General features: G+C 43.4%; 20 protein-coding genes and 1 pseudogene. 4 read left to right on the top strand and 17 right to left on the bottom strand.

From position 1 onward, the window contains the following. The 6 genes and pseudogenes from ACTJKA_RS19030 to ACTJKA_RS19005 form a co-directional block, all read right to left on the bottom strand. A pseudogene (locus ACTJKA_RS19030) lies at window positions 1-987 on the bottom strand (IS3 family transposase); the annotation flags it as partial. A gap of 118 nt (window positions 988-1,105) precedes the next feature. Then, window positions 1,106-1,975: a class II fructose-bisphosphate aldolase gene (locus ACTJKA_RS19025; RefSeq protein ID WP_286108887.1), complete on the bottom strand. Its 870-nt coding sequence runs from the start codon at window positions 1,973-1,975 to the stop codon at window positions 1,106-1,108. Between the two features lie 2 nt (window positions 1,976-1,977). Then, a complete protein-coding gene (locus ACTJKA_RS19020) occupies window positions 1,978-2,436 on the bottom strand; it encodes a PTS sugar transporter subunit IIA (RefSeq protein WP_286108888.1) in 459 nt (152 codons plus the stop codon). Window positions 2,437-2,451: 15 nt separating this feature from the next. Continuing rightward, window positions 2,452-3,867, bottom strand: coding sequence for a PTS fructose transporter subunit IIC (locus ACTJKA_RS19015; RefSeq protein ID WP_286108889.1), 1,416 nt, complete (start codon window positions 3,865-3,867; stop codon window positions 2,452-2,454). Between the two features lie 12 nt (window positions 3,868-3,879). After that, a complete protein-coding gene (gene pfkB, locus ACTJKA_RS19010; protein WP_217967094.1) occupies window positions 3,880-4,794 on the bottom strand; it encodes a 1-phosphofructokinase in 915 nt (304 codons plus the stop codon). A 130-nt stretch (window positions 4,795-4,924) separates the two neighbouring features. Then, window positions 4,925-5,701 carry a MurR/RpiR family transcriptional regulator gene (locus ACTJKA_RS19005; RefSeq protein ID WP_007499235.1) on the bottom strand — a complete coding sequence of 259 codons (777 nt, stop codon included), beginning with the start codon at window positions 5,699-5,701 and terminating at the stop codon, window positions 4,925-4,927. 160 nt (window positions 5,702-5,861) lie between these two features. Here ACTJKA_RS19005 and ACTJKA_RS19000 point away from each other — a divergent pair, with 160 nt between their 5' ends. Next, the gene (locus tag ACTJKA_RS19000) at window positions 5,862-7,268 is read left to right on the top strand and encodes a phospholipase D-like domain-containing protein (RefSeq protein ID WP_440607905.1); all 1,407 of its coding nucleotides are present in this window, start codon (window positions 5,862-5,864) and stop codon (window positions 7,266-7,268) included. A 12-nt stretch (window positions 7,269-7,280) separates the two neighbouring features. Here the strand turns inward: ACTJKA_RS19000 and ACTJKA_RS18995 are convergent, their stop codons facing one another. The 3 genes from ACTJKA_RS18995 to ACTJKA_RS18985 are packed head-to-tail and all read right to left on the bottom strand — an operon-like array spanning window position 7,281 to window position 8,913. After that, entirely contained in the window at window positions 7,281-7,766 is a 486-nt protein-coding gene (locus tag ACTJKA_RS18995; protein WP_171465454.1) for a DMT family transporter, read from the bottom strand. Between the two features lie 21 nt (window positions 7,767-7,787). Continuing rightward, window positions 7,788-8,474 carry a Crp/Fnr family transcriptional regulator gene (locus ACTJKA_RS18990; RefSeq protein WP_035391856.1) on the bottom strand — a complete coding sequence of 229 codons (687 nt, stop codon included), beginning with the start codon at window positions 8,472-8,474 and terminating at the stop codon, window positions 7,788-7,790. Window positions 8,475-8,487: 13 nt separating this feature from the next. Continuing rightward, entirely contained in the window at window positions 8,488-8,913 is a 426-nt protein-coding gene (locus tag ACTJKA_RS18985) for a DMT family transporter (RefSeq protein ID WP_008343684.1), read from the bottom strand. Between the two features lie 212 nt (window positions 8,914-9,125). Between ACTJKA_RS18985 and ACTJKA_RS18980 the strand changes: the two genes are divergently transcribed. The 3 genes from ACTJKA_RS18980 (at window position 9,126) to cysI (ending at window position 14,330) form a co-directional block, all read left to right on the top strand. Beyond that, complete coding sequence (locus ACTJKA_RS18980) at window positions 9,126-10,553, top strand: aldehyde dehydrogenase family protein (RefSeq protein ID WP_440607904.1); 1,428 nt, start codon at window positions 9,126-9,128, stop codon at window positions 10,551-10,553. A 213-nt stretch (window positions 10,554-10,766) separates the two neighbouring features. Beyond that, window positions 10,767-12,578 carry an assimilatory sulfite reductase (NADPH) flavoprotein subunit gene (locus ACTJKA_RS18975; RefSeq protein WP_440607903.1) on the top strand — a complete coding sequence of 604 codons (1,812 nt, stop codon included), beginning with the start codon at window positions 10,767-10,769 and terminating at the stop codon, window positions 12,576-12,578. Between the two features lie 33 nt (window positions 12,579-12,611). After that, the gene (gene cysI / locus ACTJKA_RS18970) at window positions 12,612-14,330 is read left to right on the top strand and encodes an assimilatory sulfite reductase (NADPH) hemoprotein subunit (protein ID WP_046343702.1); all 1,719 of its coding nucleotides are present in this window, start codon (window positions 12,612-12,614) and stop codon (window positions 14,328-14,330) included. 27 nt (window positions 14,331-14,357) lie between these two features. On the opposite strand, the gene ACTJKA_RS18965 is transcribed toward cysI, so the two are convergent. The 8 genes from ACTJKA_RS18965 to ACTJKA_RS18930 are packed head-to-tail and all read right to left on the bottom strand — an operon-like array spanning window position 14,358 to window position 23,957. Beyond that, window positions 14,358-16,292 carry an AMP-binding protein gene (locus ACTJKA_RS18965; protein WP_440607902.1) on the bottom strand — a complete coding sequence of 645 codons (1,935 nt, stop codon included), beginning with the start codon at window positions 16,290-16,292 and terminating at the stop codon, window positions 14,358-14,360. A 14-nt stretch (window positions 16,293-16,306) separates the two neighbouring features. Further along, the gene (locus tag ACTJKA_RS18960; protein ID WP_268359828.1) at window positions 16,307-17,830 is read right to left on the bottom strand and encodes an acyl-CoA carboxylase subunit beta; all 1,524 of its coding nucleotides are present in this window, start codon (window positions 17,828-17,830) and stop codon (window positions 16,307-16,309) included. An 18-nt stretch (window positions 17,831-17,848) separates the two neighbouring features. Further along, on the bottom strand, window positions 17,849-18,631 hold the full coding sequence (locus ACTJKA_RS18955; RefSeq protein WP_440607901.1) for an enoyl-CoA hydratase: 783 nt from the start codon (window positions 18,629-18,631) through the stop codon (window positions 17,849-17,851). Window positions 18,632-18,646: 15 nt separating this feature from the next. Next, the gene (locus tag ACTJKA_RS18950) at window positions 18,647-19,552 is read right to left on the bottom strand and encodes a hydroxymethylglutaryl-CoA lyase (RefSeq protein WP_440607900.1); all 906 of its coding nucleotides are present in this window, start codon (window positions 19,550-19,552) and stop codon (window positions 18,647-18,649) included. 12 nt (window positions 19,553-19,564) lie between these two features. Next, window positions 19,565-19,780: an acetyl-CoA carboxylase biotin carboxyl carrier protein subunit gene (locus ACTJKA_RS18945; RefSeq protein WP_008346646.1), complete on the bottom strand. Its 216-nt coding sequence runs from the start codon at window positions 19,778-19,780 to the stop codon at window positions 19,565-19,567. Continuing rightward, the gene (locus ACTJKA_RS18940; protein ID WP_025207460.1) at window positions 19,777-21,126 is read right to left on the bottom strand and encodes an acetyl-CoA carboxylase biotin carboxylase subunit; all 1,350 of its coding nucleotides are present in this window, start codon (window positions 21,124-21,126) and stop codon (window positions 19,777-19,779) included. The genes ACTJKA_RS18945 and ACTJKA_RS18940 overlap by 4 nt, the downstream gene beginning before the upstream one ends. A gap of 8 nt (window positions 21,127-21,134) precedes the next feature. Continuing rightward, entirely contained in the window at window positions 21,135-22,772 is a 1,638-nt protein-coding gene (locus tag ACTJKA_RS18935) for an AMP-binding protein (RefSeq protein WP_411230677.1), read from the bottom strand. A 42-nt stretch (window positions 22,773-22,814) separates the two neighbouring features. Next, the gene (locus ACTJKA_RS18930; RefSeq protein WP_008346640.1) at window positions 22,815-23,957 is read right to left on the bottom strand and encodes an acyl-CoA dehydrogenase family protein; all 1,143 of its coding nucleotides are present in this window, start codon (window positions 23,955-23,957) and stop codon (window positions 22,815-22,817) included. Between the last annotated feature and the right edge of the window lie 102 nt (window positions 23,958-24,059).

Below are 24,059 nucleotides of genomic sequence, written 5' to 3'. Positions count from 1 at the left end.
AATGAAACGATTCGATGGAGGCATTATCAGCGGGCGTCCCTTTACGGGACATGCTCATGGTAATGCCTTTTATATGAACAGCTTTCTGATACTCGTAAGATGTATACACAGAACCTTGATCGCTATGTAACACGCAATTCTCAGGAAGTGCTGGGAGCTGATTAAGTGTGTTTAAGATAAAGTCTGTGTCCTGCTTATCACCAATTGTAAAAGCAATCACTTCTCCATTATATAAATCCAATATACTGGAAAGGTACAATTGTTTCTGTCCATAAGGCAAATACGTGATGTCCGTGACTAGTTTTTCAAGAGGGCGATCAGACTGAAAATTCCGATCCAGTATATTACCAGCCACGGCATAGGGCTGCCCATTCTTCTTACGCTTTTTCATTTTAACCCGGCATTGCCACTGGTTTTTCTGCATGATACGTTGAACAGTTTTATGGTTAATACGCATTCCCATTTTTAGTATGGCTGTGATTTTCCGATAACCATATCGATATTTGTGCTTTCGGCACAACGTGCCGACCTGTTTCTCTAGTTGTCTTTTAGGATGATTCTGAGTCAGATTCTTTTTCCATCTATAATACGAAGTGCGTGAGATGCCTAAATGGACACAGATGTCCTGTACCGTCATCGTTTTGCACAATTCATCTACCAGTTTGATTGACGTTTCCTTATCAACTTCCTTTCCAATTCGTTGTACTTTTTTAAAACCTCATTCTGTTGACTCAAATAGCGATTTTCTGCCTGAAGTCTCTCTAATTCTGAAGAGTACTCGGGACCCTTTCCATAGGTATATTGTTTTCCAACAGGTTGTTCGAACCTGTGTGTATCCCCAGTTTTATGCCATCTCACCCATGTCTGAACCTGCGTCTTATTCTTGATATTCAATTCCTGCATGATCTCTTTCATAGGTACGCCTGCCAATCTCATTTCTACAGCCTTCTGTTTGACTTCAGCCGGATAACTCACTCTTGTCCCCATAGAAAAAACACCTCCATGTTTTATTTCGGATCACAACGATCCGTTTTCAAACTTGAAGGTGTTTTTTATTTGTCTCATCTTAGGGGGTCAGTCCCATGCGGCTCTGCTTTTTTTCATCTTATTGATATAAAAATTGGGCTTTTCCTTCACTGCCAACGATCTTTATTTTAGATGTGACCATGTCTTTGGCTGCTTGTTTTGCTTTTTGTAAATACATACGCGGATCTAAGCTTTCAGGTTCGTTTGAGAAATGATCACGAATCGCTTCAGAGTATGCATTTTTCAGTTCAGTGGACACATTGACCTTTGCCATACCGAGTGCGACACATCTTTTGACATCCTCATCTGGTAAAGCTGAACCACCATGAAGGACAAGCGGCACATCGACAAGCGCTGCAATTTGTTCAATGCGGTCAAAGTCGATATCTGGCACCCCTTTATAAATGCCGTGGGCCGTGCCGATCGCAGGTGCTAAAGTAGGTACACTAGTTTCTTCTACAAATTGACGGCATTCTGATGGAATGGCTTTTTGTGCATCCTTTTCATCCACGACAATATCATCTTCTACCCCGCCTACCTTGCCTAACTCGGCTTCTACATTCACACCTACTTTTAAGGCAAGGTCCACCACTTCTTTTGTGCGGCGTACATTTTCTTCATATGAATGCATGGAAGCATCGATCATCACGGATGTATATCCCGCTCGTATACAAGTAAGAATCACATCAAAATCAGTGCAATGATCGAGATGAAGGCCGATTGGTATTTGGTATTGATCAGCTGCCGCCTTTACTGTATCTGCAATGGCTTTTGCGCCAAGCGATTGGACCGTGCCAACCGTTGTTTGCAAAATGACAGGTGATTTTAATTCAGCTGCCGTTTCGAGTACCCAGTAAATACTATCAAAGGAATGTACATTGAATGCGACAATTCCGTATTTTTCTTTTTTTGCTGCTTCAAGCATAGGTGTTGTGGAAAGTAAAGGCATGGTCAAACATCCTCTCTCGTCAAAATATCTGTTTTTAATACAGCGAGCATTTCTTCATTTGTTCTTGTTTCGAGCAGTTTTTGCCGTTTCGTTTCATCCATTAATCCGCGTGAAAGAGCAGAAAGTGCTTGTAAGTGAGTGGTTCTTGCTTCACTTTTTGGAATGAGTAAGGATAAGAAGAAAAAGCAAGGCTTCTCATCAAAAGCGTCCCATTCGATTCCGGTTTCTGTACGAACGATGACGAGTGCCGGTACTTGAATGGCGTCTGACTGTGTATGCGGAATGGCAAATCCATCTTGAAAGCCGGTTGTACTAAGAGCTTCTCTTTCAGCTAGTCCTTTTTTGACAGCCTCAGGAGATGTACAAATCCCTGCTTCAGAGGCAATGTCAGCTATGGCTGCGAAAACGCCAGCCTGTGAAGAAGCTGTTTCATGTAGATTCATATAAATATGTTCCATCATTTTTCTTCCTCCCTATTAAACTGCGGGTTTGTCTATTTTCTTGCGGTAAAGTCCGTATAAAATCGCACCTACAAGTGAGCCGATGAGTATGGAAAGCACCCACTGAAATGCGCCTGTGACGACTGGAAGGACAAGGAATCCGCCATGCGGAGCTGGAACCTGTACGCCAAACAGATACGTCAATATAGCAGAGATGGCGGAACCAAACATGATAATTGGCAGGACAACGACTGGGTTTTTTGCTGCAAATGGAATGGCTCCTTCGGTAATATGAGTCGCTCCGAGAATATAGTTGATCATCCCAGCATTTCGTTCTTGTGGTGTGAAATGTTTTCGGAAAATCGTTGTGGCAATCGCAATGATAAGTGGCGGTGTGATACATGCTGCTGACACCCCTGCCATGAAGTAAAGGTTACCTTCTGCGAGTAAAGCCGTTCCTGTGACATAGGCTGCTTTGTTAAAAGGTCCTCCCATATCAAATCCACACATGGCTCCAACAATTAAACCTAAAAGCAATGGATTTGTGGATTGAACTGATGAGAGAAAATCCATTAATGAATGATTTAGCCCTGTGATTGGAACTAATAGCGGGGTCATGACAGCCCCAATTAAGAAAATACCAATGACAGGATAGATGAAAATTGATTTTAATCCGTCAAGTGATGCTGGTAATTTTTGAAGCAGGAATTGAAGAAGTACGATGATATACCCTGCTGCAAAACCAGCGATAATACCACCTAAGAATCCAGCGCCTCCATCGTTTGCAAGCAAGCCACCGATAAATCCGACAACCATCCCTGGGCGTTTGGCGATTGAATCAGCGATAAATGCTGCTAAAATAGGTACCATTAAGCTAAAGCCGAGTCCGCCAATGTTTTTCAAGTAGGCAGCAAACGGATGATACGTTTCATGCTGAGGATCAGCTGAGTAAATACCGAATAGAAAAGATAAAGCAATTAAGACCCCGCCTCCAACAACAAATGGAAGCATGTGTGATACACCGTTCATTAAATGTTTGTAGATGGTGTGTATCCACTTATTCGCTGACTTTTGTTGAGTTGATGAAGGCGCAGATGTTTTTTCTGTTCCAGAAGCTCTTCCTTTCACTTGATGAACGGGAGCTTCTCCATTGATAATGCCTTGAATCAGTTCATTTGGTGTGCGAATCCCCTTTGCTACAGGCACTTCAATGAGTGGTTTGCCGTGAAAACGATCTGTATTCACATCTTTGTCAGCAGCGACAATGACCCCATCGGCCTCCAAAATGTCTTGATCCGTTAAAGCGTTTTCAATTCCTACTTGACCATGCGTTTCAACTTTGATGTCGACCCCTAATTGCTCAGCTGCGATTTTTAATGCCTCTGCTGCCATAAATGTGTGCGCAATGCCTGTTGGACAGCCAGTGGCAGCGACAATTTTCTTGCGGCTCATGTGAACTCCCCCTTATATGTTCTGAATGTGTATTTGCTCAATTAATGAATCAATGTCATGTAAATCACTTAACCCTTTTGAAAAGGCGGTAGATGCCCCTGTTGCAATGCCGTAGCGTAAGCATTCTTCATGAGGTCGTCCTTCCAGCTGTTTACTTAGGAATGCAGCGAGCATGGCATCACCAGAACAAGCCGTGTTTACGACCGTTCCTATTGGTGCATTTCCTTTTAATACGGCTTCGTTTGTAAGGAATAGTGCACCTTCTCCTCCTCGGGAAATGAGTACTTGCTCTGCACCCATCTCGATCAGCTTTCGTCCTGATTCAACGAGTTCTGTTTCTGATAAATGGTGGGTTTTTCCAAAAAATGCGGCAATCTCTTCTTCATTTGGTTTTAGTAAATATGGTTTGTATTGAAGTGTTTCTAAAACCGCTTTAGAGCTTGTGTCTAAAATAAATTTCACGTTGTTTTGATGACAAATAGCGGCTATCTCTGAGAAAATGCTAGCAGGAACGCCTTTAGGCAGACTGCCTGACATAATGAAGATGCTGCCTTTTGGAATGGTCGAGATTTTTTCGCGAAAGGCATCAAGCGCTTTTGCCTCAATAGCAGGTCCTTGATTCACAAGCTTGTATTCTTCTGTTGTGTTAATAAATACATTAATGCGTGTAATCCCATCCACTGGGATAAAATCGGTTTGAATGGAAAGATCGTTTAACGATTGTTCAATATATGAACCTGAAAACCCAGCAATAAATCCTAATGCAGTGCTGGTGAAGCCATATTTCTTTAGCATAATGGAGACATTAACACCTTTTCCATTTGGCTGATAATCCTCATCTTCCGTACGGTTGACTGTATCTGCCCGCATTTCTTTTAATGCAATATATAGGTCAATAGCAGGATTTAAGGTGCAGGTATAAATCAATTGGTTTCACCTTCTTTCTTTTCTCTAAAGAAAGTATCTCATACGATTCAGTGAAAATGTTTTCAGATTGTGTAAAGGTTTTCACGGTAAAAAGCCTCCCATCATAAAGTGTGGAAGGCTTTTTGAGTGTTTATTTCATCCGAATCACATAGGCGTCTAGTAAAATGCGGGCAATGACATGAAGCGACAGGCGGGACCTGACTTCATAATCTGGGAAGAATGATTGTTCCCCTTTATATCCGACGAGTGTCATATCTGATATTTTACTTAATGTAGAATCGATTCTCGTTGTGACCGTAATGGTCGTGACCTGCTTCATACTGAGGTTTTGGCAGGCTTCCACTAGTTCTGACGTTTCTCCATTTAATGAAACAAAGATGGCAAGTTCGTTTTTATCAATGTCACGCGATTTGAGCCGAATGATATTCGGGTCGTCATGAACTTCACATGTTTTTCCGATGAGCTGCAATTTGATGGTCATCTCTTTGGCGATCATCTCTGAAAAGCCTCTGCCAAAAATATAAATTTTGTCCGCATCATGGATCTTTTGAACTGCATCCTCAATTTGCCCAATACTTTGCAGTTGAATCGTCTTTAAGACCTCTTCTTCATTTTTTCGAATGGCTAGTTTGATGTCTTCGTCAATATTTTTTAGTTGATCACTATCATCTGTCATTTTCTTTTCTTGTTTCAATCGATATTTAAAGGATGTATAGCCGTTGTATCCGATTTTCTTCATCAGTCTGACAATGGTCGCCGTCGACACGTTGGCTCTTTCACTTAATGTGACGATGGATAAGGTGGAGATATCCTCTAAATGCTGGTGAATATAATGCAGTAAATAACGTTCTGTTTCACTTAACGTTTGATACACATCACTTGGAATATTAAATAATGGTTCATTCAATGCGATTCCCCCTTACTCATTTCATACTATAATTAAATGCCCTATGAAAACAAGGTGATTCTTTTATCCTGTATTTTTTATTAGAAAGCTGGATGAGTGAAATTTTGTTTTTAACATAAGCTAAGAAAAAGAACGGTTTGTGTGAAAGGAGTTGATCACTGTGCTGCAATTCTTGTTTTTTCTGATCCTTTTATATGTGGTGTATGTATTTTTGACCGCATTTGTCTTGTTTTATTTACCGTTTCAAAAAACTTGTAAAGAACATTGCATCTATAAAGCTTCTTCCATCTCAGGAGACGACCAAGGCATAAATCAAGTCATGCTGCTTGATGACGGGTTTGAATCAGGTCAAGTGAGAGTTCAAATGATTCGAGAGGCTAAAAAGAACATTCGTTTGAGTTATTATTCCATTCAAAAAGGAAAAACCGCCGAATGGGTGCTTGGTGCTTTAATTGAAGCGGCTGATCGAGGAGTAAAAGTTCAGCTGTTGTTAGATGGCATTTGCCATAGCCTGCGTGGACCGCTGAAGCATTTGCGTTATGCTGTGGGGAATCACCCGAATATGGCCATTCGTTTTTATGAGCCTTTTCGTTTGTTCAAGCCATGGACGTGGCATAACCGCCTTCACGATAAGCTTCTTTTGGCAGATGGCAGGGTCGCTGTCATGGGCGGCAGAAATATTGGTGATAAATACTTTGCAGATCAGCCGCCGAAAGATTTTGCGTATGACCGAGATGTGCTGCTGTACAACGCCAAAAAAGGAAAAGTATTAGATGAAATGGAGCAGTATTTCGTTTATTTGTGGAATCATGATTTTACGAAAAGAACGAAAGATGTATTTTCCAAGGCAAAAGCGAAAAAAGGAAAAAAGCTAAGAAAACAGCTGCTTCGATCTTATCAGGAAGCCATTCGTACAAAAGAACCCTTTGTCACGTCCACATATGATTGGGCAAAAGACGCCATTCGTGCAAAGCAGATTGCATTTTTCACAAATCCAGTGGAACGCTTAAATAAACGTCCGCTCGTCTTGAAAAAGTTAAACGATCTCGCACAGCGGTCAAAGCGTTCGGTTCTGATCCAGACGCCTTATGTCGTACCGACACGGCCAATGAAAGACGGACTCACGCCATTACCAAATGATATTCAAACGACGATCGTGACGAATTCTCTTACAGCGACACCAAACCCTTTAGCATTTGCAGGATATTTAAGCACGAAAAAGGAACTCATGAAAACGGGTGTTCATTTGTATGAATATCAAGGTCCGTATTCAATTCACGCCAAATCAATGGTCATTGATGATAACTTAAGTATTATTGGAACATATAATCTAGATGCAAGATCCAGCTTTTTAAATACTGAATCGATTTTGGTGATTGATAGTGCACCATTTGCGTTATCTCTTACGGAAGCAATCGAACGAAAAATCGCTTATAGTGTTCTCGTAGCGAAAGATCGAACAGAATATAAAGCAAGCGACTATGGACAGAAAAAAAAGCCTTTCATGAAAAGGCTCCTTTTAACTGGTTTATCTACCATAACGGTTTTATGGCGGCGGTTGATTTAAATAAAAGGGCAGCTACTTTTGTGGCAGCCCTTTTTCTGTTGACTGCTCCTCTTCTACTGGTTCAAGCTTGGTTAACTTAAATACGAGGATTCCTGCCACAATGACAAGTACACCTAATAATTTTGTAAAAGAAAATGTTACTTTTTCTAACCCAAGCCAGCCAAGCGAATCAAATAGAAGCGCACAACCTAGCTGGGAGGTGAGAACAATCGAGATTCCATAAGTGGGACCGAGACGTTTGATGCTCTGAACAAGACAGATGACAACGCCTACCCCGATGGCTCCGCTTATCCAGTACCAGGCTTCCATATGCCTTAATTGAAACATGCCGGTTCCTTCTAACAAAAGACCCATCAAAAGTGAAGCAATAAAGCCCATTCCTAGAACTAGCGTCGTTGTTGACCAAGAGCCTGTATGCTCATTGACTTTACTATTAAAAATGGTTTGTAAGCTGACAAGTGCCCCAGCAGTGACAGCTAATATTATTCCTATGATCATATATAAGTCCCTTCGTTTCTTCTATTCATAAATGTTGTGTTCTGCTATTTCTAAAAGCCCTTTTTGATCACAAATCGTAATCTTTCCTCTTCGCCTTTCAATCAGTCCTTTTTCTTGGAACTGCTGAATGACCCGATTAATATGGCGGTAGCTTGTTCCAATTAAGCTCGCTGCATCCGTGAGGCGAAGCGTGCGTGCACGCGCGTCATCATCACCTGTTAAAACAGACAATAAATAGCTTGCAAGCCTGACCTCTACAGGGTATAAAAGGTGGAAGCTTAAATCATTTGATTTTGTATAAAATTTGTTTGTGATGCCCTTGAGCAAAAAGGCTAAAACTCGTGGATCGTCCTTTGCATGCCGCATGAGGGCTTGATGAGAAATCCTGAGCATATGTACTTCTGTAACGGCTTCAACTGTATTGACCATATCTGTCTGCTGAACGTATTCAATATCTCCAATCGCTTCAAGAGGGTTTTTAAAGCAAAGAATAAACGTTTTTCCTTCCTTTGTGGTGGTGAAAATCTTTAATTTTCCTTTCACCAGCAAGTACATATACTCCCTTTTATCCCCTTTTGAACAAATCAGCTCACCTTGCTGATAGCGCCACAAGCTCACATGTGAGATGAGTTTTTGATGAAAGACATTCTGTAACTGATGCGTCTTCATATAAGAGGAAAAAAGAGATTCATCATGCAGCTCCTCCATCTGATGCCCTCCTTTATAGTTTTAAGATGATGACGCCTGCAATCATTAAAAAGATGCCTGCATAATGGGGCCATTTCATTTTTTTCTTCTGAACACCAAACCATCCTTTTGCATCGATGGCAAAGGTAAACGCAAGCTGTGCGATAAGTAAAGCAGCGATGGTGAGTGTCACACCAATGATTTGAATGGCAGTGACCTCATTAAAGATAATAATGGCTGCAAATGCACCTCCAATTAAATAAAGCGGCTGCACTTTTTTGTATTCCTTAAAGTGGCCATCCCGTACGATGAGTAAAATGACGAGAGAGATGATAAACCCTGTCAGCTGCGTGATCGTTGCCGCCTGCCACGTCCCGATATCTTGACTAATTCTGGCGTTGGCTACGCCTTGCAGTGTAATACAAGCGCCTCCTAATAATGCGAAAATAACACCTTTCATTCGTTCAAAAGCTCCTTCTTTTTTCAGTCTAGTTCCATTAAATGATAGATGCCCTCATGTTGAAAAGGACATATGTCCCACTTTGCGTATTATATCAGAAACTTTTTCTCATGCAGTTTCTCCGTTTTAGATTTTTCACAGTGGGTACAGTTTTATATGAGCTGAAAACAGAATATTGGATTGAATCACATATAAAAAGGAGACATGTCAGAATGAGAAATCAAGAGAAACACTTTATTAATGGAGAATGGGTCGCATCAACAGGAAACGAAACGACGGAGGTCATTAACCCTGCGACAGAGGAAGTCATTGGCACCATTAGTTTAGGAACGAAAGAAGATTTAGATCAAGCTGTCAAAGCAGCTCGAGCTGCCTTCCCTTCTTTCTCAAAAACATCTCGAAATGAACGAGTAGAAATGCTGGAAAACATTGTGCGCGGGTACGAAAAACGCAAGGATGAACTTGTAGAAGTGATGACAAAAGAGCTTGGTGCACCGCTGAAAGTGTCCGAAGAAGTTCATTACAAAATGGGTTATGAACATTTTTCTAAAGCTGCGGAAGCACTGAAATCTTATACATTTACCGAAGACCGCGGTGGACATACGATTATAAAAGAGGCGATTGGTGTCAGTGGATTGATTACACCGTGGAACTTCCCGACGAATCAGACATCTCTTAAAATTGCGGGTGCCATTGCGGCAGGCTCAACAGTTGTCTTAAAACCAGCGGAAATTACCCCTTTTGCTGCGATGATTCTTGCAGAAATTATTGATGAAGCAGGTGTACCGAAAGGAGTCTTCAACTTAGTAAACGGAACGGGTGACGTGATTGGTGACGGCATTAGCTCACATCCTGATATTGACTTCGTTTCATTTACAGGATCAGGTGCCGTCGGCTCTAAAATTATGGAAAATGCAGCGGACAATGTGAAGAAAGTAGCACTTGAGCTTGGCGGAAAATCCCCTCTTATCGTCTTAGACGATGCAGATGTGGACGAAGCAGCAGAAACAGCCATTCATCATATTGCGATGAATACAGGTCAAGTGTGTTCTGCAGCTACACGTGTGCTGATTCCAGAATCAATGAAAGACAAGTTTGAAAAAGCGCTGCTGAACGCCCTGCCGAAGTTTACAGTTGGTGATCCGAGAGAAGATCACGCTACTGGCCCGCTTGTTTCTAAAAAGCAGTGGGATACGGTGCAATCTTATATTGAAAAAGGAATCGAAGAAGGTGCTACCCTTCTTGCTGGGGGAACTGGAAAGCCAGACGGAATCGATAAAGGATATTTCGCCAAGCATACCATTTTCACCAATGTGAAAAATGATATGACCATTGCGCAAGAAGAAATCTTTGGGCCAGTCATGAGTGTGATCACGTATCAAGACCTCGATCATGCCCTTGAGATCGCCAACGATACAGTGTATGGTCTTGCCGGGTATGTTGTTGGTCAAGATGAAAAAACATTAAAATTTGTCGCTGAACATATTCGTGCCGGTCAAATCACCATTAACAATGCTGAAACAGATTACTTTGCCCCATTTGGCGGTTTTAAGCAGTCTGGTATCGGAAGAGAATGGGGAGACTTCGGTATCGAAGAATATTTAGAAGTGAAAGCTGTGATGGGACTTCCAACGGCGTAAGTCAGGCGAAAAAGAGGAAAACGGTGATCCGTTTTCCTTTTTTTGTGCCCTCTCCCCTATTCATCCGTGTTTTGTCATTAGAAATCTTAATCATGACAATCAATATTATATATTTTACTTAATGGCAAACTTTCGGTAAAGTTCAAATTAAACCTATATATATAATTCCTATCGAATTAATCTATGTTTATATTCCTTGTGAGGTGGATATTGTTGCAACTTCATGTATTGAACAGTCCGTTTAGCCAGGAGCAGGCAGAGTTACTCAATCAGCTGCTTCCGACTTTAACAGATCAGCAAAAAATTTGGCTTACTGGTTATTTATCAGCGCAGGCAGCGCTTGCCGGCTCAGAAGCTGTCACTTCGGCGCCTTCTGCCGCAGCACCTGTCCAGCCTGTGAGCAAAGATGTGACCGTGCTTTATGGGTCGCAAACAGGCAATTCCGAAGGGTTAGCAAAAAAGACAGCCCAGCATCTTGAAGAGAAAGGCTTTCAAGTGACGCTCTCTTCTATGTCCGATTTTAAACCGAATAATCTGAAAAAAATAAACAATTTACTGGTCATTGTCAGCACACATGGCGAAGGAGATCCGCCGGATAATGCCCTTTCGTTCCATGAATATGTTCACGGCAGACGTGCGCCAAAGCTCGATCATTTAAGCTTTTCTGTCCTTTCATTAGGTGACAGCTCATACGAATTCTTCTGTCAGACAGGAAAAGAATTTGATGAACGCTTCGAAGAACTTGGCGGTACTCGCCTGTTTGACCGAGTGGATTGTGACCTTGATTATGATGAGCCGTTTTCAGAATGGCTTCAAGGTGTTGCCTCTTCTTTGAGTGAAGGTGAAGCTGTATCACTGCCGCAAGAATCAGCGGGAGCCAACAATCAAGCCGTTTCTGAATATTCAAGAACGAATCCTTTTTATGCTGAAGTTCTTGAAAATATCAACTTAAATGGGCGTGGATCTAATAAAGAAACACGTCACTTAGAGCTTTCGCTTGAAGGTTCAGGTCTCGTGTATGAGCCAGGTGACAGTCTCGGCATTTACCCGACAAATGATCCTGCGCTTGTCGATGAACTGATTCAAACATGCGGGTGGAATGCAGAAGAATCCGTCACCGTTCATAAAAATGGAGACACTCTTCCTTTAAAAGAAGCACTCACCTCGCATTTTGAGATCACGGTTTTAACAAAACCACTTCTTCAAAAGATCGCTGAACTGACAAAAAGCGAATCCTTGCATGCCCTTTTAGAAGAAGGAAACGAAGAAAAACTGAAAGAATATATCGCAGGCCGGGACTTAGTAGATGCGGCTCGTGATTTCGGTCCTTTTGAAGGAACCGCCGCAGATTTCACGTCCATTTTAAGAAAAATCCCTGCACGCCTTTATTCCATTGCAAGCAGTCTCAAAGCAAATGACGAAGAGGTTCATTTGACGATAGGGGCTGTCAGATATGATGCGCACGGCAGAGAACGCCAAGGTGTCTGTTCGATTCTATGTGCAGAGCGCCTGCAGCCAGGTGATACGTTACCTGTTTATATTCAGCACAACCAAAACTTTAAGCTTCCTCAAGATCCAGATGCACCGATCATTATGGTAGGACCAGGCACAGGCATCGCCCCTTTCCGTTCATTTATGCAGGAGCGTGAGGAAATGGGTGCAAACGGAAAGTCATGGTTATTCTTCGGTGATCAGCATTTTGTGACGGATTTCTTATACCAAACGGAATGGCAAAAGTGGTTAAAAGATGGCGTCTTAACGAAAATGGACGTGGCTTTTTCAAGAGATACTGAGGAAAAAGTATATGTCCAGCACCAAATGAAGAAACAAAGCAAAGAATTATTTGAATGGCTTGAGCAAGGTGCTTACGTGTATATTTGCGGAGATGAAAAGCATATGGCGCATGATGTCCACAATACCCTTCTATCCATCATTCAAGAAGAAGGTGCGATGAGCAAAGAAAAAGCAGAAAGCTATCTTGCCAACTTACAGCAACAAAAACGCTATCAGCGTGACGTTTATTGATTTGATGCTTGAAAGAAAGGAGCTTTTACTTACATGGTGAAGACAGCATTAACAGCGCCGGATGGACCTCCGAGCGACGTAGAGGAAATCAAAGAAAAAAGTGATTATTTACGGGGTACGTTAAAAGAAGTGATGCTTGATCCGATTTCAGCGGGAATTCCGGATGATGACAACCGTCTGATGAAGCATCACGGCAGCTACTTACAAGATGATCGTGATCTGAGAAATGAACGACAAAAACAAAAGCTTGAACCTGCCTATCAATTTATGCTGCGTGTCCGTCTGCCTGGCGGAATCGCCACATCTAAGCAGTGGCTTGTGATGGATGAGCTTGCTCATCAATATGGCAACGGTACTTTAAAGCTGACAACTCGTGAAACCTTCCAGCTTCACGGTATTTTAAAATGGAATATGAAAAAGACCATTCAAGACATTCATTCTACAATGCTTGATACGATCGCAGCTTGCGGCGACGTGAACCGGAATGTCATGTGTACTTCAAACCCCTATCAATCAGAAGTGCACCATGATGTATACGAGCTGGCGAAAAAATTAAGTGATGACCTGCTCCCGCAAACAAGAGCTTATCACGAAATTTGGCTTGATGAGGAAAAGGTTGCGGCAACGCCAGATAAGGAAGTTGAACCGATGTATGGTCCGCTTTATTTGCCAAGGAAATTCAAAATTGGCGTGGCCGTCCCTCCTGCTAATGACATTGATGTCTTTTCGCAGGATCTAGGCTTTATTGCCATTATAGAAAACGATCAACTGGTCGGCTTTAATGTCGCAATTGGCGGCGGAATGGGTATGACGCATGGTGATACAGCGACTTATCCGCAGCTTGCAAAGGTCATCGGCTTTTGTACACCTGAACAAGTCGTAGAAATTGCCAAACAAGTCATCACCATTCAACGTGACTACGGAAACCGTTCCGTGCGAAAAAATGCCCGCTTTAAATATACGGTGGACCGCCTTGGTCTTGAGAATGTAAAAGAAGAACTTGAGCGCCGTCTTGGGTTTACTCTTTTAGAGGCAAAGGACTATCATTTTGATCATAACGGTGACCGTTATGGCTGGGTAAAAGGCATTAATGGCAGATGGCATTATACGATGTTTGTAGAAGGCGGACGCATCACAGACTATAATGATTATCCACTGATGACAGGCATCCGCGAAATCGCCAAAGTTCATACAGGTGACTTCCGTCTAACCGCCAATCAGAATTTAATCATTGGGAATGTGACAACTCATAAAAAGAAACAAATCGAACAGCTCATTCAGAAGTTTGGTTTATCAGACGGCCAGCAGCATTCTGCCCTGCGCCGCAGCTCAATGGCTTGTGTCTCTTTGCCAACTTGCGGTTTAGCGATGGCTGAAGCAGAGCGCTACCTTCCACGATTGATTGATAAAATCGAAGACATCGTTGAAGAAAACGGATTAAGTGATAAAGAAATCACCATTCGAATGACTGGTTGTCCAAATGGTTGTGCTCGTCATGCGCTTGGAGAAATTGGATTTATCGGAAAATCACCTGGTAAGTATAATATGTATCTTGGTGCCGCATTTGATGGCAGCAGATTAAGTAAATTATACCGTGAAAATGTGGGTGAGGAAGACATTCTAAAAGAACTTGGCTCTATTCTCCCCCGCTACGCAAAAGAACGAGAAGAAAATGAACATTTCGGCGATTATGTCATTCGGGCAGGGATTGTGAAAGAGACAACAGATGGAACGAATTTTCATGTGCAATAAAAAGAGACAGGAACCATCCTGTCTTTTTTATTTTTTCTGTTTCTTATTCAAGTATTCGGTCAGACTCTTATATACATCTGGATTGTCTAATGAAGATAGATCGGGTGAAGGCTGCTCTTCATACGCCCCTTTCAGTAAACGTCGTACAATTTTTCCATTCCTTGTTTTCGGTAAAGCTGAAATGAGATGAACTTCTTTTGGTGTGAGCGCTTTACCAGCATGTGAACCAACATGGGCTGAAAGCTCTTGGATAAGGGTTGCTTCTTCAAAAGCATGAGGACTGGTCACGATGAAACAGACGAGCGCCTCCCCTTTCACCTCATCCTTTACCCCAATCACAGCGGCTTCATGCACGGCAGGATGCCATGTAAGGATGGATTCAATTTCAGCTGGCCCGATACGTTTCCCTGCTGTATTAATGACATCATCCGATCTGCCGGTGATGTGGAATTCTCCGTCCTCTGTTTGCATGACCCAATCTCCATGTGTCCATACACCATCAAATCGTTTGAAATACGTATCTTCATAACGCTCCGGTTCGTTCCAAAAACCACATGTCATGCCGACCCATGGCTTTTTCACCACAAGCTCCCCTACCTCATTCATCACGCTTTGCCCAGCTTCATTGTATACATCTGCCGCCATTCCTAAGATCGCCGCATTAAAGAGAATCGGTTTGATGGGTCGAAGCAGCGTACTGCCTACAATGCCACCAGAAACCTCGGTTCCTCCTGAATAATTTAAGATGGGAATGTTCTTTTGACCAATGGTGTGAAATAACCATTGCCACGGAGCTTCATTCCACGGCTCCCCAGTAGAAATAATGGCTTTGACATGCGGTAACTCGACCCCATCAATCGATTGCTGCATCGCAGAACGAACAAATGTAGGGGAAAGCCCAAAATGAGTGACTTTCTTCTCGTGGATGAATGACCAGAGCTGCTGCTCATCTGGATAATCGGGAGCGCCGTCATATAAAACGATAGCAGCGCCATTGATCAAGCCGCCAAAGACGAGGAATGGCCCCATCATCCAGCCCATATCAGTCAGCCAAAACAGCCGGTCTCCTTTTGCCACATCCATACATAGCCCGGCATCAAAAGCTGCCTTTATCGGAAAGCCTGCGTGTGTATGAACGGCTCCCTTTGGTGTGCCGGTTGTGCCTGACGTATACAAGATCATCAGCGGGTCTTCATTTGTGACATAGGTTGCGCCGGTGATCGGCTGTTCTTGTAACAAATCATTTAGCAGGACATCGTCCTGATATCCAGTATGAGAGGAAGTGTGCACAATCACTTTTTGCACAGTTGTGGTTCTGTTGATGGCATCAGCCACACATTCCCGCATGTTGATCGTTTTCCCTCGCCGCATCATTTCATTCGCTGTGACGACAATGGATGCGCCTGACGCACGAATGCGTACAGCGAGTGGCTCGCTTCCATAGCCTGAGAAGACTGGGCTGAAAATCACACCAATCTTTGCAAAGGCAAGCATGACGGCGACCGTTTCTGGAAGCATTGGCATATAGATGATGGCTACATCCCCTTTTTGAAGTCCTTCTTTCAAAAAGCCAGCTGCAAGACGGCTCACTTTCTCTTGAAGTTCGAGAAATGACCATTTCTTTTCTTCACCGGCTTCATTGCTCCAAATGATGGCGGGCTGATGCTTCGTCTCTTCTTTTTCTGCCCATTTGTCCACAGCCGTTTCGGTGATGTTAAGTGTGCCGCCCTGATACCATTTCGGCCACATCAATGAGTGGTGACCTAATGCCGCTTCATATGGTTTTTTCCACTGAATTCCAACCGCCTTTTCCGCTTCTCTCCAAAACCAGTCTGTGCGTGCAATACTGGCTTGATAGAATGAGTCATACGTAGAAAAACCAAGAGATTTCATCCACTGATGCAAACGTGTTTTTTGGCTCTGCTTTTCTTCCGGTATCCATTCTGGTTTCAGGTTGATCATGAGGACTGCCCCCTTTAGACCGGATAGACCGGATGTTTTCGTTTCGTAAATGTCATGTCTTTCGATGAATAGGCTAGTAATCTATGACAAAGTTCCGTTCTTAGACGGTCAAATGGGATGACGCCATCGACAATCATTTCAGAGGCAAGCTCATAGATATTCATATCTTCCTGGTATTCCTTCCGTTTCTCTTGTATAAATGAAGCCCTCTCTTCGGGCGGGAGTTCTGCAATTTTATTTGCATAGACGGCATTTACAGCGGCTTCTGGACCCATCACAGCGATTTGCGCCGATGGAAGAGCGAGACAGCAGTCTGGCTCAAAAGCAGGGCCTGCCATTGCATATAGTCCTGCTCCGTATGCTTTACGGACGATGACGGATATTTTCGGAACGGTCGCCTCTGACATAGCGGAGATCATTTTTGCCCCATGACGAATAATGCCGGCTTGTTCCACTTTTGTTCCAATCATAAATCCTGGTATGTCCGCGAGAAAGAGCAGCGGGATATGAAAGGCATCACAGAGCTGAATAAACTTGGCGGCTTTATCAGCTGAGTCGTGGAATAATACGCCGCCTTTGACCCTTGGCTGATTGGCAATGAGACCGACAGGCTGACCGTTCATTCTGCCAAAGCCTGTGATTAACTCTGCGGCAAACAGCTTTTTGATTTCAAAAAATGACCCTTCATCAATCAGTAAATCGATGAGTTGATACATATCAAATGGGGTATTCTGGCCTTTAGGGATTAAGTCTTGGATGGTGGTTTCAGATGGTTTAGGTGCTTTTGCTGCTGTCGTTTTTGGTTTTTCCATATAGTTGGCAGGCATATAGGTTAAATAATCACGTGCAATTTGAATGGCCTCTTCCTCTGTTTTGGCTAATATATCTCCGCATCCAGAAATGCTGCAATGCATTTTCGCACCGCCCATTTCCTCAAGTGATACTTTTTCACCGATCACCATTTCAGCCATTCGCGGCGAGCCTAAATACATAGAGGCATTTCCTTCGACCATCACGACAATGTCACAAAAAGCAGGGATATAGGCACCACCGGCTGCAGAAGGACCGAATAGTAAACAAATTTGAGGAATGCGCCCAGACAGCTTGACTTGGTTATAAAAAATGCGCCCTGCTCCTCTTCTGCCTGGGAACATGGCGATTTGATCGGTGATCCTTGCACCCGCAGAATCGACTAAATACAGCATAGGACAATTGAGCTTCTCGGCCGTTTCTTGAATTCGAATGATTTTTTCTACTGTTTTGACGCCCCACGATCCTGCTTTAACCGTAGAGTCGTTTGCCATGACACAAACAGTCTGCCCATTCATACGCCCGGTTCCTGTGACGACACCATCTGCTGGTAAATGTTCATCTTTGCACTCTGCAAACATGGCATCTTCAATGAAAGAATCCTCATCTAATAACAAATGAAGCCGATCACGGACAAATAATTTTCCTTTTTCTTTATTTTTTTGATGGTAGCGTTCTGCCCCGCCCTTTTCAATTCGTTGTTTTTTTAATTCATATTCTTCGATCATAAACATTCCCCTTTCTTGCTATTTCCCTCTGTAATAAGGCGTTCGTTTTTCTTGAAAAGCCTTGAGACCTTCTAGTCGATCTTCTGTATGAATAAGCCGCAGATAAGCTTCGTATTCTTTCGTCAGACCTGTTTGTAAATCGTGATCAAGGCTGGATTGAATGGCTTGTTTTGCTTCATTTAAAGCGATCGGTGCATTTTTGGTGATTTGTTTTGCGAGTGTGATGGCATCATTCATCAGTGAATCGGCTGTAGAGATACGTTCAATCAGTCCGATTTGAACGGCTTCTTCTGCTCGTAAAGAAGTGCCTGTGAAGATCATTTCTTTCGCTTTCCCGGGTCCGATCAGGCGCGGAAGTCTTTGTGTGCCCCCTGCTCCCGGCAGGATAGCTAGTCCTGTTTCCGGCAGGCCGAGCGCTGCACCCGCTCTTGCGATGCGGAGATCACAGGCGAGCGCGAGCTCAAGACCTCCGCCAAGTGCGTGTCCGTTTATCACGGCAATGACAGGAACAGGCAAAGATTCAATGTCTGTAAAGGTTTGCTGAATGGTCAGAACGGCTTCTTTGGCTTCTTGTTCTGTCATCAATCGCCGTTCTTTTAAGTCTGCTCCTGCGCAAAAAACTTTAGCGCCAGCTCCTGTCATGAGCAAACAGCGGATGTTTTCATCATGTTTGATTTCTTGAATCGTTTGATTGATTTCCTCTAGCATAGCAGCTGATAGAGCATTGGCTTGTGCTGGTCTGTTTAAGGTCATGATGCCAATGTGATCATCTTGTATTGAAAAATGGACCAATGAAGTCATGTGATTCACCCTTTATCAAGTAGTGTGAGACTGAAAAGCGCGTAAACAGTGACTTGGCAGGGTTCGATCCACTTTTGCTTCAATCCATTCAACCGCTTTAATCAAGCGAGGGAGGTCGACATTTGTTTCGATCCCGAGTTTGTGAAGCATGTGCACCACGTCTTCTGTCGCCACGTTTCCGCTGGAGCCAGGTGCATAAGGACAGCCGCCAAGCCCCCCGCTAGAGGCATCAAATATGGTGATGCCGGCTTTTAATGCTGTATAAATATTGGCAAGCCCCATTCCTTTCGTATCATGAAAATGAAGCGCAATTTTATCAGCAGGAAAGCGTTCAAGTAAAAGGTCTAACCGTCTTTCTACTTGTAGCGGATGGGCTTCCCCAATGGTATCCCCGAGTGATATTTCATCAATGCCGAAGGAGAGCAGCTGTTCCGTTAATCGCAGCACTTGGTCCATCGGCACTTGTTTTTCATAAGGACATCCAAACACGGTTGAAATATAGGCCCGCGTTTGCCGTCCTTCTGCTTTTAAATCGGCTGTCATTTGTTTGATCACAGGCAATGTTTCCTGTATAGATCGATTCATATTCTTTTTGTTATGTGTCTCACTCGCTGAGATAAACATAGCCCCTAGCTCAAGGTTTGCTTCAAAAAAATGAGCTAACCCCTTTTCATTTGGGATGAGTGCGGCATAGGTAATATCCTCTTTTTTGTTTAATGATTGGGCTAATTCTTTGGCGTCTTTTAAGGCTGGAACCCATTTCGGATGAACAAATGAGGTGACTTCAATATAAGGAAGATGGGCTTCTTCGAGTAAATGGATCCATGTTCGCTTCTCCATTGTGTCCAGCCAAACGGATTCATTTTGCAGGCCATCGCGCGGGCCGACCTCTCTAATGAGCACGTTTTTTGGTAATGCCATGCGGCTTTCCCCCTATTCTGTCAGCTCCAAAAGTACCTCTCCCTCGTCAACAAAGTCCCCCTCCGCCTTATACACTTTACTGATCACACCTGCTTCTTCTGCAACAATGGGAATCTCCATTTTCATGGATTCTAAGATGGCGACTTCCTGTCCTTTTTGCACATCATCACCCTGTTTCACAAGAAGCTTCCATAAGTTTCCGGCCATTTGTATCGTGACAGTTTTCATGAACGGTTTTCCTCCCTTTTTTTCATCAGAAAATCGGTTGTGATGCTGCCATGTAAAAAGGCAGTTGATTCGGCCATTTCCTTTAAAAGCGGTACATTGGTTTTGATCCCTTCTATTTCATATGCTTGTAATGCTGCTTTTAATCGTTCTATGGCGAGTTTTCGAGTATCACCGTACACAATCATTTTCGCAATCATTGGATCGTAAAATGGGGTAATGACACTTCCGCTCGTTACGCTTAACTCATGACGGATATATGGGGCATCAGGTGTAGAAAGCCGAGTGATCGTGCCTGGCGAAGGGTAAAATGTCACAGGGTCTTCAGCGTATATTCTGACTTCAATCGCATGCCCAATTTGATGAATATCCTCTTGGCTAAAAGACAGGGGCTCTAATGCTGCAATTTTTAGCTGCTCCTCGACAAGGTCAATCCCAGTAATTTCTTCAGTGACAGGGTGTTCTACTTGCAATCTCGTATTCATTTCTAAGAAATAAAATTGCTGGTTTTGATCGACTAAACATTCAATCGTGCCCGCATTTTCATACCCAATCGCTTTGGCAGCTTTGACGGCCATCTGTCCCATTTGCTGTCTCACAGTTTCTTCAAGACAGACGGCTGGTGCCTCTTCAACAATTTTCTGATGTCTTCTTTGGAGTGAACAATCTCTTTCAAATAAGTGAACGCCGTGACCGAACGAATCAAAAAGAACTTGAATTTCGATGTGCCGTGCGTGTTCAATCACCTTTTCCATGTATAAAGTACCGTCTTGAAAGAAACTTTGTGCTCTTTTTTGATTTCCTTCAAACGCTCGATGCAGTTCTTCGTCGTTACGGACGAGCTGCATACCAATCCCGCCGCCACCACTCGATGCTTTTAGCATAATGGGATAGCCGAGTGTCTGTGCTTTATGAACCCCTTCGTCTGCATCATGGAGTGGGGCTGAAACACCAGGAACGATTGGGATGCCCGCTTGTTCCATCGTTTTTCTCGCTTCAATTTTATTTCCCATCTGCTGAATGACTTGTGCAGATGGGCCAATAAAGGCAATGCCTTCGCTCCGGCAGCGCTCAGCAAATGCCGCATTTTCTGATAAAAGACCATACCCTGGGTGGATAGCATCAGCATTTGTTTGTTTGGCAACCTTAATGATCGCTTCCATGTTTAAATAGCTTTCAGAAACTTTAGCGCCGCCGATATAATAAGCGCTGTCTGCTTCTTGCACATGAAGTGCATGCTGATCAGCCTCTGAATAAACGGCAACGGTTTTGATTCCGAGCCGTTTACATGTCCGAATCACTCTACGGGCAATTTCGCCTCGATTGGCGATCAATACTTGTTCAAACATCGCTGCCTTCACTCCTTTATTAGATCAAGCGCCTGCTTTTTCAAGCGGAATTTCTGAATTTTGCCTGAGGCGGTCATTGGGTACTCATCTGTAATGAAAAAGTATTTCGGGATTTTGTAGCGTGCCATTTGTGACTGACAATAGCTCGTTAATGTCTCAATTGAGACCGACTTCCCTTGTTTCAGCCGAATGAATGCGGCTGCTTCCTCGCCGTATGTCTCGTCAGGAATACCAACGACCTGTGCGTCAAGAATGGCAGGGTGAGTGTATAGGACATCCTCAATCTCTTTTGGGTACACATTCTCTCCGCCTCTGATGATCATATCTTTGAGCCGGCCTGTGATCTTCACATAACCGTCATGATCCATCTCAGCTAAATCCCCTGTATGAAGCCATCCGTCCTCATCAATGACTTCATTTGTTGCTTCTTCGTTTTTATAATAGCCCTTCATGACATGATAGCCTCTTGTACAAAGCTCCCCTTGCTGTCCTCTTGGCACTTCTTCTGATGTTCCTGGTAAAGCAATTTTGACTTCAATTTGAGGAAGCGCACGTCCGACCGTTTGAACTCGTCTTTCAAACGAATCATCGGTTCTTGTTTGGGTAATGACCGGTGAACTTTCGGTCTGACCATAGGCAATCGTGAGCTCTCTCAGTCCCATTTTTTCAATGACTGCTTTCATGACATGGGATGGGCAGAGTGAACCGGCCATAATGCCCGTTCGTAATGTGGACAGGTCATAAGAGTGGAAATTTGGATGATCGAGCTCTGCGATGAACATGGTTGGTACACCGTGAAGAACGGTGCATTTTTCTTTTTCTACTGTTTGAAGGACTCGTTCTGGATGGAATGATTCAAGTGGAATGATCGTTCCCCCTTTTGTGAGACAAGCAAGTACACCAAGAACAGAGCCGAAGCAATGAAAGAACGGCACTGGGATACACATACGGTCCTGCTCTGTTAATTTCATACAATCTGCGATCTGACTCGCATTACAGACGATGTTTGTGTGGCTGAGCATGACGCCCTTTGGATAGCCGGTTGTGCCTGAAGTGTACTGCATATTAATAACGTCATCAGGCGTGAGCTCATTCATTCGCTTCTCCCATTCAAACTCTTCGGTTCTTTTGGCTGCCACTTGAAGACGATCCCAGCTGAGCATGCCGTTTGGTAGATGCTGACCGATATAGATACATCTTTTTAAATAAGGAAATTGTGTGGAAGTGATCTCCTCTTGATGAGCGGTTTGAAGTTCTGGAATCAGCTCTTCAAGCATGTTGACATAGGACGTTTCTTTAAAGCCGTCTACAATAAACAACATTTTGCTGTCAGAGTGCTTGAGTAAATAGGCGAGTTCCTGTGATTGAAAATTGGTATTCACAGTGACAAGAACAGCACCAATGGAGGCGCAGGCAAATTGAAGAATGAGCCATTCAGGTATATTTGGTGCCATAATGGCGATGTGATCTCCCTTTTGAACCCCTAATGCCATGAGACCTTTACCTGTTGCCTTGACCTCTTGATAAAACGCTTCGTACGAATAACGTAAAGAACGTTCTGGGTAAACAATGGCTTCATGTGCTGGATGCTGTTCTTTTTTTTCTCTTAATAGGGAGCCAATCGTTTGCGGATGAATCGACATCATTGCTTTCCTCCCTCATGTATAGTAAGCGTTTTCATTAAGGTATTACGCTAACAGCTGTCTTGCGATCACGAGCCGCTGAATTTCAGAGGTTCCTTCTCCGATTTCCATCAGCTTGGCATCTCTCACAAGCCGTTCAACACCGCATTCTTTCATATAGCCTGTTCCGCCATGAATTTGGACCGCATCAAGACTCGCTTTTGTGGCCATTTCTGAAGCAAACAGTTTGGCATAGGCCGCTTCTTTTGTAAATGGTTTGCCTTGATCTTTCAGCCAAGCGGCTTTCCAGACCATTTGTCTTGCAAGCTCTATTTGCATCGCCATATCCGCCAGCTTAAACTGGATGGCCTGGAAGGATGAGAGCGTCTTTCCAAATTGCTTTCTTTCTTTTGCATAGGAAAGTGAAGCATCAAGTGCCGCTTGCGCAATTCCGACAGATAAGGCTGCAATGGAAATTCGTCCGCCGTCTAATGTATATAAAAATTGCTTGAATCCTTTCGATTTGTCTCCTAATATATGATGCGCTGGTACACGCACTTCATCTAAAATGATTTCAGCCGTATCTGAACCACGAACCCCCATTTTGTCATATGGGTTTGTAATCGACAGTCCCTTTTGTCCTTTCTCCACAATAAAGGCGGAGATGATTGGACGTCCGTTTTCATCATGATCTGTCACAGCGGTGACAATAATCGTTCTGGCATAATTGGCATTTGTGATCCAGCACTTTTCCCCACTGATGACATATTCTTGTCCGTCTTGAATGGCTTTTGTTTTTGTTCCTTTTGCATCTGATCCGGCGTTTGGTTCTGTTAATCCGAAGGAGCCAAGCGCTGTTCCAGAGGCTAATGGAACAAGATGGTCCATCTTTTGCTCCTCCGTGCCGAAGTAATAAAGTGGACTTGCGCCTAAGGAAACCGCTGCGGCATAACTTAAACCTGTACTCGCACACTGTTTTCCAATTTCCTCGACTGCCAGTGCATACGAGATCGTATCTCCTCCAGATCCTCCATATTTCTCTGGAAAAGGTATACCCATAAAACCGAGCTCCCCCATTTTTTGAAATGTTTTTACGGGAAATGCTGCCTGTTCATCAACAGTTTGAGCGTGCGGTGCAATTTCTGTTTTTGCAAATTCTTTGACCATCTGACGGATCATTTGCTGCTCTTTCGTTAATTCAAAATCCATTGTGCTTCCCCCTTTGGCGCTTTTCTATCATATTTATTATTGAAATAGCTGCTTCATGCCAAGCTTGATTGAATTCAGAAAATTAAAATAAAAATAGTAGAA

Origin of the sequence: Bacillus sp. 22190 (assembly GCF_052045575.1) — a bacterium.
GTDB lineage: Bacteria > Bacillota > Bacilli > Bacillales > Bacillaceae > Bacillus > Bacillus altitudinis.
This window is presented reverse-complemented; position numbering and strand designations above follow the sequence as displayed.

What these genes read in the sequence shown, in the direction of transcription:
- ACTJKA_RS18985 (WP_008343684.1), bottom strand. Translation starts at nt 8,913, where the DNA reads ATGAAAGGTGTTATTTTCGCATTATTAGGAGGCGCTTGTATTACACTG.
- ACTJKA_RS18960 (WP_268359828.1), bottom strand. Translation starts at nt 17,830, where the DNA reads ATGATCGAAGAATATGAATTAAAAAAACAACGAATTGAAAAGGGCGGG.
- ACTJKA_RS18940 (WP_025207460.1), bottom strand. Translation starts at nt 21,126, where the DNA reads ATGTTTGAACAAGTATTGATCGCCAATCGAGGCGAAATTGCCCGTAGA.
- ACTJKA_RS18965 (WP_440607902.1), bottom strand. Translation starts at nt 16,292, where the DNA reads ATGATCAACCTGAAACCAGAATGGATACCGGAAGAAAAGCAGAGCCAA.
- ACTJKA_RS19020 (WP_286108888.1), bottom strand. Translation starts at nt 2,436, where the DNA reads ATGATGGAACATATTTATATGAATCTACATGAAACAGCTTCTTCACAG.
- ACTJKA_RS18935 (WP_411230677.1), bottom strand. Translation starts at nt 22,772, where the DNA reads ATGATGTCGATTCATCCGCAAACGATTGGCTCCCTATTAAGAGAAAAA.
- ACTJKA_RS18955 (WP_440607901.1), bottom strand. Translation starts at nt 18,631, where the DNA reads ATGACTTCATTGGTCCATTTTTCAATACAAGATGATCACATTGGCATC.
- ACTJKA_RS18945 (WP_008346646.1), bottom strand. Translation starts at nt 19,780, where the DNA reads ATGAAAACTGTCACGATACAAATGGCCGGAAACTTATGGAAGCTTCTT.
- ACTJKA_RS18980 (WP_440607904.1), top strand. Translation starts at nt 9,126, where the DNA reads ATGAGAAATCAAGAGAAACACTTTATTAATGGAGAATGGGTCGCATCA.
- cysI (WP_046343702.1), top strand. Translation starts at nt 12,612, where the DNA reads ATGGTGAAGACAGCATTAACAGCGCCGGATGGACCTCCGAGCGACGTA.
- ACTJKA_RS18930 (WP_008346640.1), bottom strand. Translation starts at nt 23,957, where the DNA reads ATGGATTTTGAATTAACGAAAGAGCAGCAAATGATCCGTCAGATGGTC.
- ACTJKA_RS18995 (WP_171465454.1), bottom strand. Translation starts at nt 7,766, where the DNA reads ATGATCATAGGAATAATATTAGCTGTCACTGCTGGGGCACTTGTCAGC.
- ACTJKA_RS18990 (WP_035391856.1), bottom strand. Translation starts at nt 8,474, where the DNA reads ATGGAGGAGCTGCATGATGAATCTCTTTTTTCCTCTTATATGAAGACG.
- ACTJKA_RS19025 (WP_286108887.1), bottom strand. Translation starts at nt 1,975, where the DNA reads ATGCCTTTACTTTCCACAACACCTATGCTTGAAGCAGCAAAAAAAGAA.
- ACTJKA_RS18950 (WP_440607900.1), bottom strand. Translation starts at nt 19,552, where the DNA reads ATGGCATTACCAAAAAACGTGCTCATTAGAGAGGTCGGCCCGCGCGAT.
- ACTJKA_RS19015 (WP_286108889.1), bottom strand. Translation starts at nt 3,867, where the DNA reads ATGAGCCGCAAGAAAATTGTCGCTGCCACTGGCTGTCCAACAGGCATT.